The 15,865-nt window shown below is 54.6% G+C and carries 14 protein-coding genes; 1 reads left to right on the forward strand and 13 read right to left on the reverse strand.

Features of this window, described 5'->3' with window-relative positions:
• Positions 1–48 precede the first annotated feature (48 nt).
• The 12 genes from COO59_RS12185 to ndk form a co-directional block, all read right to left on the reverse strand.
• The gene (locus tag COO59_RS12185) at positions 49–2,484 is read right to left on the reverse strand and encodes a glucose/quinate/shikimate family membrane-bound PQQ-dependent dehydrogenase (protein ID WP_103060065.1); all 2,436 of its coding nucleotides are present in this window, start codon (positions 2,482–2,484) and stop codon (positions 49–51) included.
• A gap of 506 nt (positions 2,485–2,990) precedes the next feature.
• Positions 2,991–3,194: a hypothetical protein gene (locus tag COO59_RS12190; RefSeq protein ID WP_103060066.1), complete on the reverse strand. Its 204-nt coding sequence runs from the start codon at positions 3,192–3,194 to the stop codon at positions 2,991–2,993.
• 256 nt (positions 3,195–3,450) lie between these two features.
• Complete coding sequence (locus COO59_RS12195) at positions 3,451–3,684, reverse strand: zinc ribbon domain-containing protein (RefSeq protein WP_103060067.1); 234 nt, start codon at positions 3,682–3,684, stop codon at positions 3,451–3,453.
• A 126-nt stretch (positions 3,685–3,810) separates the two neighbouring features.
• On the reverse strand, positions 3,811–5,307 hold the full coding sequence (gene der, locus COO59_RS12200; protein ID WP_103060068.1) for a ribosome biogenesis GTPase Der: 1,497 nt from the start codon (positions 5,305–5,307) through the stop codon (positions 3,811–3,813).
• 170 nt (positions 5,308–5,477) lie between these two features.
• The gene (gene bamB, locus COO59_RS12205; RefSeq protein WP_103060069.1) at positions 5,478–6,659 is read right to left on the reverse strand and encodes an outer membrane protein assembly factor BamB; all 1,182 of its coding nucleotides are present in this window, start codon (positions 6,657–6,659) and stop codon (positions 5,478–5,480) included.
• Between the two features lie 19 nt (positions 6,660–6,678).
• Positions 6,679–7,296, reverse strand: a complete 618-nt coding sequence (locus COO59_RS12210) for a YfgM family protein (RefSeq protein WP_103060070.1) — start codon at positions 7,294–7,296, stop codon at positions 6,679–6,681.
• Between the two features lie 36 nt (positions 7,297–7,332).
• Complete coding sequence (gene hisS, locus COO59_RS12215) at positions 7,333–8,607, reverse strand: histidine--tRNA ligase (RefSeq protein ID WP_103060071.1); 1,275 nt, start codon at positions 8,605–8,607, stop codon at positions 7,333–7,335.
• A 143-nt stretch (positions 8,608–8,750) separates the two neighbouring features.
• Positions 8,751–9,872: a flavodoxin-dependent (E)-4-hydroxy-3-methylbut-2-enyl-diphosphate synthase gene (gene ispG, locus COO59_RS12220; protein WP_103060072.1), complete on the reverse strand. Its 1,122-nt coding sequence runs from the start codon at positions 9,870–9,872 to the stop codon at positions 8,751–8,753.
• Between the two features lie 39 nt (positions 9,873–9,911).
• Positions 9,912–10,940, reverse strand: a complete 1,029-nt coding sequence (gene rodZ, locus COO59_RS12225; RefSeq protein ID WP_103060073.1) for a cytoskeleton protein RodZ — start codon at positions 10,938–10,940, stop codon at positions 9,912–9,914.
• Complete coding sequence (pilW, locus tag COO59_RS12230) at positions 10,930–11,667, reverse strand: type IV pilus biogenesis/stability protein PilW (RefSeq protein WP_103060074.1); 738 nt, start codon at positions 11,665–11,667, stop codon at positions 10,930–10,932. Before pilW ends, rodZ begins: the two co-directional genes overlap by 11 nt.
• 94 nt (positions 11,668–11,761) lie before the next feature.
• Positions 11,762–12,931, reverse strand: coding sequence for a dual-specificity RNA methyltransferase RlmN (rlmN, locus tag COO59_RS12235; protein WP_103060075.1), 1,170 nt, complete (start codon positions 12,929–12,931; stop codon positions 11,762–11,764).
• A 185-nt stretch (positions 12,932–13,116) separates the two neighbouring features.
• Positions 13,117–13,548 carry a nucleoside-diphosphate kinase gene (gene ndk, locus COO59_RS12240; protein ID WP_103060076.1) on the reverse strand — a complete coding sequence of 144 codons (432 nt, stop codon included), beginning with the start codon at positions 13,546–13,548 and terminating at the stop codon, positions 13,117–13,119.
• Between the two features lie 467 nt (positions 13,549–14,015).
• On the opposite strand from ndk, the gene sseA reads away from it, so the two are divergent.
• Complete coding sequence (sseA, locus tag COO59_RS12245; RefSeq protein ID WP_103060164.1) at positions 14,016–14,864, forward strand: 3-mercaptopyruvate sulfurtransferase; 849 nt, start codon at positions 14,016–14,018, stop codon at positions 14,862–14,864.
• A 166-nt stretch (positions 14,865–15,030) separates the two neighbouring features.
• On the opposite strand, the gene sseB is transcribed toward sseA, so the two are convergent.
• Positions 15,031–15,810, reverse strand: coding sequence for an enhanced serine sensitivity protein SseB (gene sseB, locus COO59_RS12250; protein WP_103060165.1), 780 nt, complete (start codon positions 15,808–15,810; stop codon positions 15,031–15,033).
• Positions 15,811–15,865 lie beyond the last annotated feature (55 nt).

Below are 15,865 nucleotides of genomic sequence, written 5' to 3' on the forward strand. Positions count from 1 at the left end.
CCCATAAAAAAGGCCCCTTGCGGGGCCTTTTTAGTATCGGCTGCTGAATTATTTATCCAGCGCGTAAGCAATCACATAATCGCCGCGATCCGGCGACTGACGCGCGCCGCCCGCAGAAATCAGGATGTACTGCTTGCCGGTTGTCGGTGAAACATAGCTCATCGGACCGCCCTGGCTGCCTACCGGCAGACGTGCTTTCCACACTTCTTTGCCGGTGGAGCTGTCAAAGGCGCGCAGATAGTAATCCTGCGTACCGGCGATAAACACTAAACCGCCCTGCGTTGCCAGCGTACCACCCAGCGTCGGCATACCAATCGGCATCTTCACGCGCATTTTAACACCGAATGGGCCGGTATCCTGCACGGTGCCCACCGGAACCTGCCAGACGATTTTCTGCGTTTTCAGGTCAATCGCAGAGAGCGTGCCGAACGGCGGCGCCTGACAAGGAATGCCCAGCGGCGACATAAAGCGGTTTTTATTGACCGCATACGGCGTGCCCTTCAGCGGTACGGCGCCCATACCGGTATTGATCGCTTCGCCGCCGTTGCTGCCGCGAGAAATCTTATCGGTATTGGCCGGGATCATCTGTACCCACAGACCCAGACGCATATCATTCACGAAGATGTAATGATTGTTCGGATCGGTTGAGAGGCTGCCCCAGTTCATGCCGCCCAGCGAGCCTGGGAAGCTCAGGGATTTATCGGTGCCCGGTACGGTGAACAAACCGTCATAGCGCATCGATTTAAAGGCGATGCGGCATACCAGCTGATCGAACGGCGTTGCGCCCCACATATCGGACTCTTTCAGCGTTTGCGCGCCAATTTGCGGCATACCGGTAGAGTGCGGCTGCGTTTTGCTGTACTGCTCGTTCGGGATATGGCCCTGCTTCATCGGCAGCTCTTCGACTTTCGTCAGCGGCTTGCCGGTCAGGCGGTCCAGCACAAAAATCTGTCCGGCCTTGGTGCCAAAGACTACCGCTGGCTTAGTGCTGCCATCTTTCTGCGGGAAATCAACCAGGCTCGGCTGCATGGGAATATCAAAATCCCACAGATCGTTGTGTACCGTCTGATAAACCCACTTCTCTTTACCAGTAGTGGCATCCAGCGCAAGAATTGAAGCGCCATATTTATGATCCAGCGGTGTACGGTTGGCGCCCCACAGGTCAACCGAAGAGCTGCCCATCGGAATAAATACGGTATTTGTCGCCGCATCCCAGGACATCGGCGCCCAGGAGTTTGGCGTGCTGCGGGCATAGGCCTGGCCCGGCTGCAGCGACGCGTTCGGCTGCTGATTACCCGGATCGAATGCCCAGCGCATCTGGCCGGTAATCACATCAAAACCGCGCAGTACGCCGCCCGGCATATCGGTCTGCACGTTATCCGCCACGCGACCGCCCACCACAACGGTAGTACCTGCCAGGGTTGGCGCCGAGGTCAGCTGATATTTAGGATCCTGCGCATCGCCAAGGCCCGCTTTGAGATTAACGCTGCCGTTATCGCCAAACTGCTGGCAGAGTTCCCCGTTATCGGCGTTGATAGCAATCAGGCGCGCATCAATGGTATTCATCAGAATACGGCGCTGGCAGCTGTCGCCTGCTGGCAGAGTCACCGGCGTAACCGGTGTAGAGCCAGGCATATTTGGCTGAGGCAGAGGCTGAGTAATATCAAAATAAGCCAGGCCACGGCAGCGGTTCCAGACTTCAGCCTGCGCGTTGACCTCATGTTTCCAAATCTGCTTGCCGCTGTCGGCATCTACCGCAATAACGTTATTGTGCGGCGTACACATATAAAGACGATTGCCCACCTGCAACGGCGTTTGCTGATCTTCCGCGCCGTTGCCGGTCGGGCTGTCCGGTACGTCGCCGGTATGGAATGTCCAGGCGACTTTTAAATCTTTTACGTTGTCACGCGTAATCTGATCGAGCGCGACAAAGCGACTGCCGCCCGCTGTGTTGCCGTAGTTTTCCCAGTTCTTTTGCGCTTTGGTTTGATCTACCGGCACCAACGGCAGCTGTTGACCATCAAAGGCCACCGTAGGATGCGGCTGAAACATCTGCACCAGCGTGGCCAGCATGGCAACCACCAGCACGGCGCTGGCACCCCAGGCGGCTTTCGCGCCGGAGGGTTTATTCTCGCTTTTACGCAGCGCCGGTAGCGTTAACAGAGCAAGGATCATCAAGCCGGTCGGCACCATCAGGCGTGATACCAGCGGCCAGAATTCAAAACCGCCATCGATCGGTGCCCAGATTAAAGAACCGATAAATACCAGCGCAAACAGCACTACCGCCGACGTTTTACGCCGGAAAAACTGGATAGCGGACAGGATGGTCACGATACCGGCAATAAGAAAGTACGTGCTACCGCCGAGCGAGGCCAGCTTGCCGCCGCCAATAGCAAAGAATAATCCGATAGCAAGCAGTACCAGACCCAGCAATATACACCACAGGCCCAGCGCTCTTGAGGGCCGGGCGGTTGTTTGAACCATAGTAAAACTCTCCTGGTGGAACCAAGGCATCGCAATAAAGTATAAGACGTCGGGCTAAAAAGTAGGCCAGCGCCATGTTTTATTAACCAGCCATAACAATCAATTAACCTGTAACGGGCTTGCCACCCGCCATTGGCATCCTGTCTTTTACCGTCAGCGCTCGCTGGACGGCTAAAAAAGGGGATGAACCAACGCCGCGAATTGTACCAATCGGTACGTAATAAGATAAACAAAAAATTAACAAAAATGCGAAAATTCGCACTTTTGCTGCAAAAGAGGCGTGGTTCTACTTAAGTCTCGTCGCAGGCAGAGCGAATTATTCTGGCGGGCATTGAAATCCGGATGGCTCAGGCGAAAGGGGAAATGGCGGTTGTAATATATTCATTGCTAATATTTTTACAGGCTTATTTACGATCTTTTTCGCAACTTCCTGATAATCTTCGTCGCGAAAAACATCAGTATCAACGCTACGGCACCGTTAACAATAAGCGCGACTATCAGCAGAGCTAAATCATAATCATCGCCGTACATTGAACAGATGATGCCCGGCACGTTCGATCCACAAAAACAAGAAGAATGTCAGAAAACCCCAGCAAAACCCGGCTGCTGACCAGCCCGGCGGTAATGATGATGAACAATAAAAAATAAACTATTTTTTTACCTGACATAACACGGCCCCGTAACTGAACCCTTTCCGGACGATCCATCATCCACTATTCCCCATTCGGTATAACAGAATGAAAAATAGATGAGCATTCCGCACGGTTAGTAAAAGGCATATCACCACTGAAAACTTTAAAAGTGCCTATCCCCGGGCATTGTAGATAAAGCGTCTTTCTGTCGGCTGAAATCCGATCAAAATCAAGCTGGCAATCAATCATAACTTTTTCATCCCTGTCGAGCGCATCCCTTTAACCTCATAAAAAGTATGATCATTCCCCTGATTTTTTTGTGATCTCTACCCGATTATGATGATGTCGGCGCATGGCTCAGCGGAACAAACTCAACCCGCTTTTTCGAAATCAGCCCGTGCCCGTGCGGGCAGAAGTAATCGACCGCGCCGCAGGCTTTCAGCACCTGCAGCGGCTGATGGCAGTCGGGGCACTGTGCCTGACGGGCATAATGCGCGGCGCATTGCTCACAGAAAAAATCGTTGTCGCTGAGCGTCAGCGGGTGCTGACATTTTTCACACTTCGTCATGATAGTCTCCTGAATGGGCACGGCAGCCGCAACGGAATAATAAGACGATGCGGATGAAGTTCCATGCGTTGCGTCACTTCCCGGCGCCACGCATAAAAAAAGGCTGCGTTTCCGCAGCCCCAGTGATTAGCGCTTATTCTTTTTCAGATGCGAAAGCAGGCGCTTACGCTTACGCTGCTGGTTTGGCGTCAGCAGGTTGCGTTTGCCGGCGAAGGGGTTATCCCCTTCTTTAAACTGAATGCGGATCGGCGTCCCCATTACGTTCAGCGAACGGCGGAAGTAATTCATCAGATAACGCTTGTAAGAATCGGGCAGATCCTTCACCTGGTTGCCGTGAATCACCACGATCGGCGGGTTATAGCCGCCCGCGTGCGCATACTTCAGCTTAACGCGACGCCCCCGCACCAGCGGCGGCTGATGATCTTCAGAAGCCATAGTCATAATGCGCGTCAGCATTGAGGTGCCAACGCGGCGCGTAGAACAATCGTAGGCTTCGTTGATCGACTCAAACAGATTGCCAACGCCGCTGCCGTGCAGTGCGGAGATAAAGTGAACGCGGGCGAAATCAATAAAGCCCAGACGGAAGTCGAGCGTCTCTTTTACTTCGTCTCTGATCTCCTGCGACAGTCCATCCCACTTGTTAACCACAATGACCAGTGAGCGTCCACTATTCAGGATAAAGCCGAGCAGCGAGAGATCCTGATCGGAAATACCCTGACGGGCGTCAATAACCAGCAGCACAACGTTCGCGTCTTCAATCGCCTGCAGCGTCTTGATCACCGAGAATTTTTCTACCGTCTCGGTTACCTTGCCGCGCTTACGCACGCCAGCGGTATCGATCAGGATATATTCGCGATCGTCACGTTCCATAGGGATATAAATGCTGTCGCGCGTGGTTCCCGGCATGTCATACACCACCACGCGATCCTCGCCGAGGATACGATTGGTAAGCGTTGACTTACCAACGTTAGGACGACCAACAATGGCAATTTTTACCGGCAGGCCCGTTGGGTCGAATTCCTCTTCTTCCTCTTCCGCGTCTGAATCCTCACCGCGCTCTTTAGCCGCTAACGCCTCCCAGTAGGCTGCGTTCTCTTCCTCTTCGGTCAGCGGTTCCGCCGGCGCGATCACGTCCATCCACGGCAGCAGCGCCGTTTCCAGCAGCGTGGTTACGCCACGTCCGTGCGAGGCGGCGATAGAGTGGATCTCGCCGAGGCCCAGCGCATAAAAATCAACCACGGCGCTGTCAGCATCCATACCGTCCGTTTTGTTGGCTACCAGGAACGTCGCTTTTTCGCGCGAGCGCAGATGTTTGGCAATAGCCTGATCGGCTGGCATCAGGCCAGCACGGGCGTCCACCATAAACAACACTACGTCCGCTTCTTCAATCGCCAGCAGCGACTGTTCCGCCATTCGGGTTTCCACGCCGTCTTCGGTGCCGTCAATACCGCCGGTATCGATGACGATGAACTCACGTCCTTCCACCTCGGCGCGCCCGTATTTACGATCGCGCGTCAGACCGGGGAAATCTGCCACCAGCGCATCGCGGGTGCGCGTTAAACGGTTAAACAGGGTGGATTTGCCCACGTTAGGACGCCCAACCAGCGCGACCACAGGTATCATAAATAAAGCCTCATTACGAAACGAAAAATCAGAAGCCTGAGCAGGTTAGTATATACGGCCAGAGCCGCGCCAGTCAGGCTGAAGGCGCTAAGGATAACACGCCGTCAAAAAAACGAAACGGCCCCTGTAAGCCAGGAGCCGTTAATCAGCATTGCGTTAGCCGTCAGGGATTAACGCGTGATGGAATAAACCTCACCGTTTTTGGCCTGAATCAGCAGTTTATCGCTGGCCACAACCGGTTCAGTCTGGAAGCCGGAGCCGTCAACTTTCTGCTGCGCCACAAAACGCCCATCGTCAGTATTCAGCCAGTGCAGATAACCTTCGCTGTCGCCCACCACGATATAGCCGTTGTACAGCACCGGCGATGTCAGGTTACGGTGCAGCAGATCGCTCTGACGCCAGAGTGTCACGCCGCCGTCGGCGTTAAGCGCCACGATGCGATCGTCCTGATCGACCAGGTAGATACGACCCGCGTCAACGATAAAATCTTTTACCGAGCCGATTTCACGTTTCCATAAAATCTGGCCGGAACGTAGATCCAGCGCCGTCAGGTTGCCGTTGTAGGCCAGCGCATAGACCACGCCGTTAACGATCACCGGCGTAGTATCAACATCGCTCAGGCGATCGATCTCGGTTGCGCCGCTCGGCTGAGAAATACGCTGCTGCCAGATAATCTGACCCTGATTCAGGATCACCGCGCTAACGCGACCATTATCACCGCCAACGATCGCCCCGCCAAAGGCGGTTGCTGGCGCAGACTCGCCGCGCAGCGACAGCGCAGGCATATCCAGGTTAACGGTCCATTTTACCACGCCGCTGCTTTGATCCAGCCCCTGCAGCATGCCGTTACTGGTATGAATCAGCACCAGGCCATCGCTCACGACCGGACGAGAAAGCACCTCGCCTGCGACTTTAGTCTGCCAGGCAACAGAACCATCATTACTGTTCAGCGCATAAACCTGCGCGCGCTCGCTGCCGATATAGATATGCTCGCCGGCTGCGGTAATTCCGCCCGACAGCAAGGCTGGGGTATTTTTCGAGAAGAAACCGTTATCGCCAGAGAGGTTAATCTTCCATTTTTGCTTACCGTCACTGGCATCCAGCGCCTTAACGATACCAAAACGATCGGCAGCATAAACGCTGCCATCCTGCCAGGCGGGATGCAGATTCGAGTAAAAATCGCCAATGCCGTCGCCAACAGAGGTGCTCCACGCTTCCTGCGGCTCAAACTGGTTTTCAACTTTCGGCAACGGGGCCATTTTGACGACATCTTCTTCGCCGCTAAACAGCGAGCAACCGCTGAGTAAGGTGACTGAAATCAGCCCTGGCAGCAGGTATTTACGTAATTCCATGCGCTCTCTCTTGAATGGCTTAACCTAAGTTATTCATTTTCATCTGCATCATTTCTTTCAGCGCCGGTGACGCCTCGGAATCGATCCCCTTACTCCAGGCATCACGGGCGCCTTGCTTATCGCCCTTGCTTAGCAGCGCTTCACCGCGAATATCCGCGACGATAGCCGTCCAGCCTTCGCCTTTTACGCTATCCAGGGTTTTCAGCGCGTCGTCAGCCTGCTTTTGCTGCAGCTGAATACGCGCCAGACGCAGATTCATCACCGCCTGTAAATTGGCGTTCTGCGTGTGTTTTATTCCACTCTGTAACTGCGTGGCCGCTTTTGTCAGCTCATTTTTATCAACGTACTGCTTCGCCAAATCGAGCGAAGCCAGAGCGCCATAGGTATTGCTGTTGTCGTTGGCAAATTTTGCCACCGCTTCCAGCGTCTGCGGTTTGTTACCGTCCAGCGCGCGGGTTAGCTGCTGATAATGCGCCGACACCTCACGCGCGGAGGTATCTTCATGACCGCTCCAGTAACGCCAGCCTGCCAGAGCGCCGATGCCCAGCACCACGCCAACCGCTAATGCTTTGCCGTTATTGGCAAAAAAACGACGGATCGCGTCCACCTGTTCGTTTTCGTTGCTGTAAACTTCCACGCCATCCTTCTCCTTCACTGTTCCTGCCGTAAGCGCTTATGACAGCAGCGTGACTAACGCCGCCGCGACCTCGTTTTGCGCCAGCGTTTGTTGCTCGCCGCGGCTCAGGTCTTTAACCATCACCTGCCCGGCTTTTACTTCATCTTCACCCAGTACCAGCGCAACGCGAGCGCCCCACTTATCGGCTCGGGCAAACTGCTTCTTAAAATTACCGCCGCCGAAGTTAGTCATCAGCTTCAGCGTCGGCGCGGCATCGCGTACCTGCTCTGCCAGCTGCATTGCGGCAGACTGCACGCCCTGGCCCGAAGCGATAACATAGACATCAATAATACGAGACGGTTCAAAATCGGGATTCACCGCCTGCACCAGCAGCACCAGACGCTCCATGCCCATGGCAAAGCCGACGCCCGGCGTGGCACGCCCGCCCAGCTGCTCGACCAAACCGTCATAACGGCCGCCCGCACAAACCGTACCCTGCGCGCCCAGGCTGTTGGTTACCCACTCAAACACCGTGCGGTTATAGTAGTCGAGGCCGCGCACCAGCCGCTGGTTGATGGTATATGCAATGCCAACGCTGTCCAGCAGCGCGCACAATCCGGTGAAATGCTCGCGCGATTCCTCATCCAGATAATCGCCAAGCGTAGGCGCATCGTTTAACAGCGCCTGCACTTCTGGATTTTTACTGTCCAGCACGCGCAGCGGATTGCTGTACATACGACGTTTGCAGTCTTCATCCAGCTTTTCTTTATGCTGTTCCAGAAAAGCCACCAACGCTTCGCGATAGTTGGCGCGCGCGGAAGCCGAGCCGATAGAGTTCAGCTCCAGCGCGACATGATCGGCAATTCCCAGCGCTTTCCACCAGCGGGCGGTCATCATTATCAGTTCGGCATCAATATCCGGGCCCTGCAGGCCAAAGACTTCCGCGCCGATCTGGTGGAACTGACGATAGCGGCCTTTCTGCGGACGCTCATAGCGGAACATAGGGCCCATGTACCACAGACGCTGTTCCTGGTTATAGAGCAGACCATGCTCAATACCCGCTCGCACGCAGCCTGCGGTCCCTTCCGGGCGCAGCGTCAGACTTTCGCCGTTGCGATCGTCGAAGGTATACATCTCTTTTTCCACCACGTCGGTCACTTCACCGATAGCGCGCTTGAACAACGGCGTATGCTCTACGACCGGCAGACGGATTTCGCTGTAGCCATAGCTGGCCAGCACCTGTTTAAGGATCCCTTCGATACGCTGCCAGACAACGGTGTCGGCCGGCAAATAGTCGTTCATGCCGCGGATGGCCTGGATGTTCTTCGCCACGTCATTTCTCTCTATAAGTAAATTACACCAGACGCATGGTCTGGCCGTGCTGGTGATGATTCCAGCAACGTAAAACAGAAAAAAACCTGTACGGCGTTAGCCGTTCAGGTTCATTCGGCGCGCCACCAGCGTGACGCCGCCAGCTACTTTTCTACCTGCTGCACGGTAATGCGTCGGGTTTCATCAAGCAACGCCGCTTTGGCACGAATGCGCGCCTCAAGCTGGTCGATCATATCTTCATTGTCGAGACGGTCGCGCTGGCGCACGCCATCTTCGTAAAAGCCGCTTTTCTTGTTGCTGCCGGTGACGCCCAGCGTCGAGACCAGCGCTTCACCAGGCCCGTTTACCACGCAGCCGATAATCGACACATCCATCGGCGTAATAATATCTTCCAGCCGCTGCTCCAGCGCATTGACGGTGCCGATGACGTCGAATTCCTGACGGGAACAGGTTGGGCAGGCGATAAAGTTAATGCCGCGGGAGCGGATGCGCAGCGATTTCAGAATATCGAAACCCACTTTGACCTCTTCAACCGGATCGGCCGCCAGCGAAATACGCAGCGTATCGCCAATCCCTTCGGCAAGCAGCAGCCCTAAACCAATGGCTGATTTAACCGCGCCGGCACGCGCGCCGCCCGCTTCGGTGATACCGAGATGCAAAGGCTGATCGATCTGTTTCGCCAGCAGACGATAGGATTCGACGGCCAGGAAAACATCGGAGGCTTTAACGCTCACCTTAAACTGATCGAAGTTCAGTCGGTCAAGATGATCGACATGACGCATGGCAGATTCAAGCAACGCCTGAGGCGTCGGCTCGCCATACTTTTCCTGCAGATCTTTTTCCAGCGAGCCGGCGTTAACGCCGATACGGATAGGGATATTACGATCGCGCGCGCACTCCACCACCTGGCGGATACGCTCATTGTTGCCAATGTTGCCGGGGTTAATGCGCAGGCAGTCAACGCCATATTCCGCCACTTTCAGCGCAATACGGTAATCAAAGTGAATATCCGCGACCAGCGGTACATTGACCTGCTGCTTGATAAGTTTAAAGGCTTCCGCAGCGTCCATCGTCGGGACCGAGACCCGGACAATATCAACGCCAACGCGCTCCAGCGCTTTAATTTGTTTGACCGTTGCTTCCACATCCGTGGTACGCGTATTGGTCATGGATTGTACGGCGATAGGCGCGCCGTCACCCACTGGCACCTTGCCGACGTAAATACGCGTTGATTTACGACGGATAATGGGTGCTTCGTTATGCATGTTGTTTCTCCATAATCGCCGCGAAGCAGCGCCTGGGGCTTACTGCGCCCCAAGCGTCAAGCGGGCAACCTGGTTGGTACGAATAAAACGGCTTAAATCAACGGGCTGGCCCTGGTAATGAACCTGTACCGCTGCCGGTGCGCCAATTTTCAGACGATACGGCGCTGTACCGGACAGGCTGAGTTTACCACCACTACGCTGCATTCCGCTGAACAGTTTTTTTCCTGACGCATCGGTCACTTCCAGCCAGCAGTCAGCGTTAAAATTCAGCACCACCGTATTAGTATCGGCGGCCGGCTGGCTAACGCTGGCGCTGCCGGTAGGTAAAGGAGAGGCGTTATTTGCCACGGGTGCGGGATCGGCGATGGGTGCCTGAGATGGAGAAACCACCGCATTGGCGTCATCACCGCTGGCGGTTGCCGCCGGCGCTGCGGTATTCGGCGCAGGCGCACTGGCACCCGGCGCGGCGGTGTTAGCCGCAGCGCTGCTGGTATTGTTGGCATTATTTAACGGCACGCTGGTGCTCTGGTTTTCAGGCTGCGTTGCCGTCTGAGACGCGCTATCGCTGCTGCCGTCGGTTAAAGGAATCGACTGGCTGTTATCATCACCCGTGCTGCTCTGATCGGAGAGCGAAACCAGATCGTCCTGGGCGGCTTTATGATTCTGCCACCACCAGGCGCCGGTCAAACCGACCACGACAAAAACCACCAGCCAGGTGAAAATCATCAGCCAGCCGTCACGTTTTTTACGCCGTTTGCCCAGCGAGAAGCTCTGCATCGGCTCGACCTTCGCCGCACGCACCGGAGCCTGCTTCGCCATCATCGGCAACAGCTCCTCTTCAGGTACGTGAACCAGACGCGCATAAGAGCGAATATAGCCGCGTAAAAAGGTCGAGGCTAAATCAGCGGGGGCTTTATCCTCTTCAATGTCTCGCACGGTGGAAAGTTTCAGGCACAAGCGCTCAGCGACGTTTTGCTGCGTCAGCCCCATCTGCTCACGGGCTACACGCAGGCGGGTGCCTGTGGAATTTGCTGCTGCTGTTGTATCTTGAGTGGCTTCAGTATTCATTAGCTAGAAAATGCTGGTACTGTATCGATTGTGGAAAATTTTGCGCCAGTTGCTGACCGTAACGTGCTTTATCTACGGTCCGCTGTTCCAGCGCAGCGAAACGAATCTCCAACCACAGGCTTTCTGCTGTCGCAGGCACGCTGTGATGATATACCTCTAACAAAAGCCGCACTTGCTCAAGCTCATGTTTTTCAAGATGCTTTTTAGCTTCAGACAGTAACGTATCCGCCTTATGCCGATCGTTCTGCAGCGCCTGTAGTAACATCTGTCGTGCAGATGCATACTCCTTCTGCTGCAGCCAGCAATAGCCGGCACGCTCCTGGCTGTCAGCCCTCGCTACGGCAGAATTTCGCACCGCAGCCAGAGTAAATTGTTGATGCGCCGCATCATACTGCCCTAAACCGCAAAGAAACGCACCGTAATTGTTAAGCGCATAATCATTTTCCGGTGCGTATTTCAGCGCCGTTTGAAAATAACGGCGTGCCATTGCACTATCGTTCTCCTGCTGGTAGAGACGCGCCATAGCCAGCAGAACCCGATAATCTTCTGGCGCATCCTGCAACGCCCGCTGTAAATTGCGGCGCGCCGCCGGTAACTCGCCCTGCGACAGATAGATAAGCCCAAGCTGCAGGCGAATCTGCCCGCTGCCGCTGAGCTGTTTTTGTCCGCTGCAGCCCGCCAGCATGAGCGCCGCTAATACCATCAGGCATCGTAATCCTTTACGCATACCGCCTCCCTGTGTCATGAAGTCTGGTATGTTACGCCAAACTCAGCAAGACCGGCAGCTTGTAAAACCTGAAAAAGGCTTTACTTGCCCGGTTTCAGAGCGCCTTCACAGATATTTGTTCACCCGCCATTTTCTTGCGCAGCGTACGCTTGGTGCGGTCAATAACATCACCTGCCAGCTGGCCACAGGCAGCATCAATGTCGTCACCACGCGTTTTACGCACGATAGTGGTAAAACCATAGCTCATCAGCACTTTAGAGAAGCGATCGACGCGGCTATTCGAGCTGCGGCCATAAGGTGCGCCAGGGAAGGGGTTCCATGGGATCAGGTTGATCTTACAGGGCGTATCCTTCAGCAGTTCAGCAAGCTCATGCGCGTTATCGGTGCTGTCGTTAATGTGATCCAGCATGACATATTCAATCGTAACGCGACCCTGATTAGCATTAGATTTTTCCAGGTAACGGCGCACCGAGGCCAGGAAAGTTTCAATGTTATATTTTTTGTTGATCGGTACGATCTCGTCACGAATGGTATCGTTCGGCGCATGCAGCGAAATCGCCAGCGCTACGTCGATGACATCGCCCAGCTTATCCAGCGCAGGCACCACGCCAGAGGTGGAGAGCGTGACGCGGCGCTTGGAGAGGCCAAAGCCGAAATCATCCAGCATAATCTCCATCGCCGGGACGACATTATTCAGGTTAAGCAGCGGCTCGCCCATGCCCATCATCACGACGTTAGTAATCGGACGCTGACCGGTGACTTTAGCGGCGCCAATAATCTTAGCGGCGCGCCATACCTGACCAATAATTTCAGAAACGCGCAGGTTGCGGTTAAAGCCCTGCTGTGCGGTTGAACAGAATTTACACTCCAGCGCGCAGCCGACCTGGGAAGAAACGCACAGCGTAGCGCGATCGTCTTCCGGGATATAAACCGTTTCCACCAGCTGATCGCCAACGCGAATAGCCCATTTAATCGTGCCATCGGCAGAGCGTTTTTCTTCAGCCACTTCCGGCGCGCGGATTTCGGTTAGCTGCTTAAGCTTATTGCGCAGTACCTTATTGATGTCGGTCATTTCATCGAAATCATCACAGCAGTAGTGATACATCCATTTCATAACCTGATCGGCACGGAAGGGTTTCTCGCCGAGAGAAAGAAAGAATTCGCGCATCTGCTGACGATTAAGATCGAGCAGATTGATTTTTTCGTTTTTTGGGGAAACAACAACGGGAGATGCGGACGACGGCGTCACAATGTGTTCGGACATAATTTTCTCTGGCCTCGTTATTACACGTTATGGCCCTGGTTAGGGATAAAAAAAGAAGCGCCCTCGCTGAGTAAACTCATGAGGGCGCATTATTGTACAAATAACTGTAGCGTGAAGCTATTGCGTGACCGGCTAACCTGACAATTAATTTGTAACCGTCATTGTGCGGTCAGGCGCATCCGTTATTAACGGGTACGCGGGCAAATCTCGTTTTCACCGAAGAAGAACGCGATTTCACGTGCAGCAGACTCCTGAGAGTCAGAGCCATGAGTAGCGTTTTCAGTAAAGCTGTCAGCGTAATCAGCACGCAGCGTACCGGCCAGCGCGTTAGCCGGGTTGGTCGCGCCCATCAGATCGCGGTGACGCTGAACGGCATTTTCGCCTTCCAGTACGGAAACAACGATCGGGCCGGAGGTCATGAACTCAACCAGACCGTCGAAGAAAGGTTTGCCTTTATGCTCGGCATAAAAACCTTCCGCCTGCTCCTTGGTCAGGTGCAGCATTTTTGCAGCAACAATTTTGAAACCTGCGGCTTCGAAACGGTTATAAATTGCACCAATTACGTTTTTTGCCACCGCGTTCGGTTTTACGATGGAAAAGGTACGTTCTACTGTCATTTTGACCTCTGTCTTAACTTCCAGGTTAAGCCGGTTGTGAATGTATTGATACCGGACTGTGAAAACGGCGCCGATTATAGGGGCGCAGAGCCAGCTTGCCTATCTCAGATTTAGCAATTTATAGAAAAAGTATGATCCTTTTCGCGTTGCTGCTTCATTAATACCCATTGCGACCCTACCGTAATTTATTTCACGGCGAAAGATGCGGCGGCGACCTGACCGGCATTTTAATTACCTCCGGGGCTCGTTATTGCTCCATACAGAAATTCTGGCAAGCCTCTATCTCCGCGAAGGCATGTTATTGCGGCCAGTGCCGCAAAATAAATGTAACGCTCAACGAAACCATTGCGCTTTCTGCGGCCACTTTTCCGAATCTGTAATCGTGGCCGCAGCATCAAAGATTGGGCCTTGAGCTGGGCTGCGAGATCGCCGACACTCACAGCACATCATTGAATATTGAGGTTGTTATGACATCCGCTCTCTTTGTAACCGCTCAGTGGTTAGCCGAACATCAGAACGATGCAGATTTGCAGATTATCGACGCGCGTATGGCCCCTGCAGGCCAGGAGCATCTGCGCGATATGCATGCCGAATATGCCGCGGGGCACCTGCCCAACGCGCCTTTTTTTGATATTGAGCGGCTCTCCGATCGCAACAGCCCTTATCCGCATATGATGCCGCGTGCGGAAACCTTTGCGGTGGCGATGCGCGAGCTGGGCATCGACAGTGGAAAACATCTGGTTATTTATGATGAGGGCAATCTGTTTTCGGCGCCGCGCGCCTGGTGGATGCTGCGCGCGTTCGGCGTTGAGCGGGTTTCGCTGCTGGCGGGCGGCCTGGCGGGCTGGAAACAGGCCGGCTATTCGCTGCAAACCGGCGACGTTCATCTGCCGGAAGCGGAATTTGAGGCGCATTACGATCGGCAACGGGTAAAAAGCGTGACCGACGTGCTGTTAATCAGCCATGAAGGCACCGCGCAGCTGATTGACGCGCGTCCGGCCAATCGCTTCGCTGGCGAAGCCGACGAGCCGCGCCCCGGCCTGCGTCGCGGGCATATTCCCGGCAGCCTGAATGTGCCATGGAGCGAACTGGTGGATAACGGCCAACTCAAGCCAGAGGCGGAACTGCGCGCGATTTTTCAGCGTCAGGGCGTGGACTTAACCAAACCTGTCGTGGCCAGCTGCGGATCTGGCGTCACGGCGGCGGTGGCTATCCTGGCGCTAACGGCGCTCGGTATCAAAGATGTGAAGCTTTATGACGGCTCGTGGAGCGAATGGGGAAGCCGCGATGATTTACCCGTCGCCACGTCGCACTAAGCGCTGACGCCTTGCCCGGGACTGGACGATAGCGCCCTGAGCAAAGAAAAGCATTTGCGTCTGGACGATAATCCCCTGCCCACAATAAAAAAGGGTCGGCAGCCGACCCTTTAAACATTAACGAACTTTGCGCTATTTACCTACGCTGCGCCTGAGCGGAGCCCGCTTAGATAATACGTTGGCCGCCTTTGAACTCTCGCAGGAAGCTGCCCCAGCGTCGTTCATAAAATGGCGTAATGTGCGCCGTGAAGAAATGACTGATGCCCTTCTCGCCTTCGACGATTTGGCAAATATCTACCGGCTCATCATCCAGTAAGGTATCGGTCGCTACCGCACCGACAGCGCGAATGATTGTATCAATATCCTCATCCGCCTCGATGGCAATCAGCAGGTTAGGCCGATCGTCCGCCTGCTCTTTAATATGAGCAACAAAAGCCCGGCGCACCTGCTTATATTTGCTTAACAGCTGGGTCAGTGAATCGATCATCTGCGCGGGCGGCTCGGCAACTTCTGATAACAGCAGCGGCGTACCGCCCTCCAGCACCGTTTGCTGGCTTAGCGCATCGCCCTCTTCACCCAGCAGATGAGCAATTTCACGGGGCGAAAACTCTTTGCCCGCCGGCAGCCGGGGATTAAGAAACAGCGTCTCGCCCTGCGTCATCTCAAACAGCGTGCGTACCGGCAGCATTACGTAAGACTGCTCGCCTTCCGTCACTTCCGCCATCGCCGCTTCTGAAGTAAAAAAAGGAATAACGCTGGTGCCATCTTCTTTTTCCCAGTGCTGCAGCTCTACCGGCGTGTTGGCATCCAGCTGTTCGCCGATACTGCTGCCCGGTACCCACACGCTGGCCTCCATCAGCAGCGTAAAAAACTCTGGCCGATGCGCAGGTTCGGTCGCCGCCAGCTCCAGCACTTTTTCCAGCCGTGCGTTAGCGTTTGTTTCCATGTAATTCATGCTCTTTCTGTCTGGTTTAACAGGACCAGCATAAAACTGGCCCCTG

It is taken from the genome of Mixta theicola (assembly GCF_002895925.1).
GTDB classification, from domain to species: domain Bacteria; phylum Pseudomonadota; class Gammaproteobacteria; order Enterobacterales; family Enterobacteriaceae; genus Mixta; species Mixta theicola.

What these genes read in the sequence shown, in the direction of transcription:
- COO59_RS12195 (WP_103060067.1), bottom strand. Translation starts at nt 3,684, where the DNA reads ATGACGAAGTGTGAAAAATGTCAGCACCCGCTGACGCTCAGCGACAAC.
- sseB (WP_103060165.1), bottom strand. Translation starts at nt 15,810, where the DNA reads ATGGAAACAAACGCTAACGCACGGCTGGAAAAAGTGCTGGAGCTGGCG.
- ndk (WP_103060076.1), bottom strand. Translation starts at nt 13,548, where the DNA reads ATGACAGTAGAACGTACCTTTTCCATCGTAAAACCGAACGCGGTGGCA.
- rlmN (WP_103060075.1), bottom strand. Translation starts at nt 12,931, where the DNA reads ATGTCCGAACACATTGTGACGCCGTCGTCCGCATCTCCCGTTGTTGTT.
- COO59_RS12190 (WP_103060066.1), bottom strand. Translation starts at nt 3,194, where the DNA reads ATGATGGATCGTCCGGAAAGGGTTCAGTTACGGGGCCGTGTTATGTCA.
- ispG (WP_103060072.1), bottom strand. Translation starts at nt 9,872, where the DNA reads ATGCATAACGAAGCACCCATTATCCGTCGTAAATCAACGCGTATTTAC.
- sseA (WP_103060164.1), top strand. Translation starts at nt 14,016, where the DNA reads ATGACATCCGCTCTCTTTGTAACCGCTCAGTGGTTAGCCGAACATCAG.
- pilW (WP_103060074.1), bottom strand. Translation starts at nt 11,667, where the DNA reads ATGCGTAAAGGATTACGATGCCTGATGGTATTAGCGGCGCTCATGCTG.
- rodZ (WP_103060073.1), bottom strand. Translation starts at nt 10,940, where the DNA reads ATGAATACTGAAGCCACTCAAGATACAACAGCAGCAGCAAATTCCACA.
- COO59_RS12185 (WP_103060065.1), bottom strand. Translation starts at nt 2,484, where the DNA reads ATGGTTCAAACAACCGCCCGGCCCTCAAGAGCGCTGGGCCTGTGGTGT.
- bamB (WP_103060069.1), bottom strand. Translation starts at nt 6,659, where the DNA reads ATGGAATTACGTAAATACCTGCTGCCAGGGCTGATTTCAGTCACCTTA.
- der (WP_103060068.1), bottom strand. Translation starts at nt 5,307, where the DNA reads ATGATACCTGTGGTCGCGCTGGTTGGGCGTCCTAACGTGGGCAAATCC.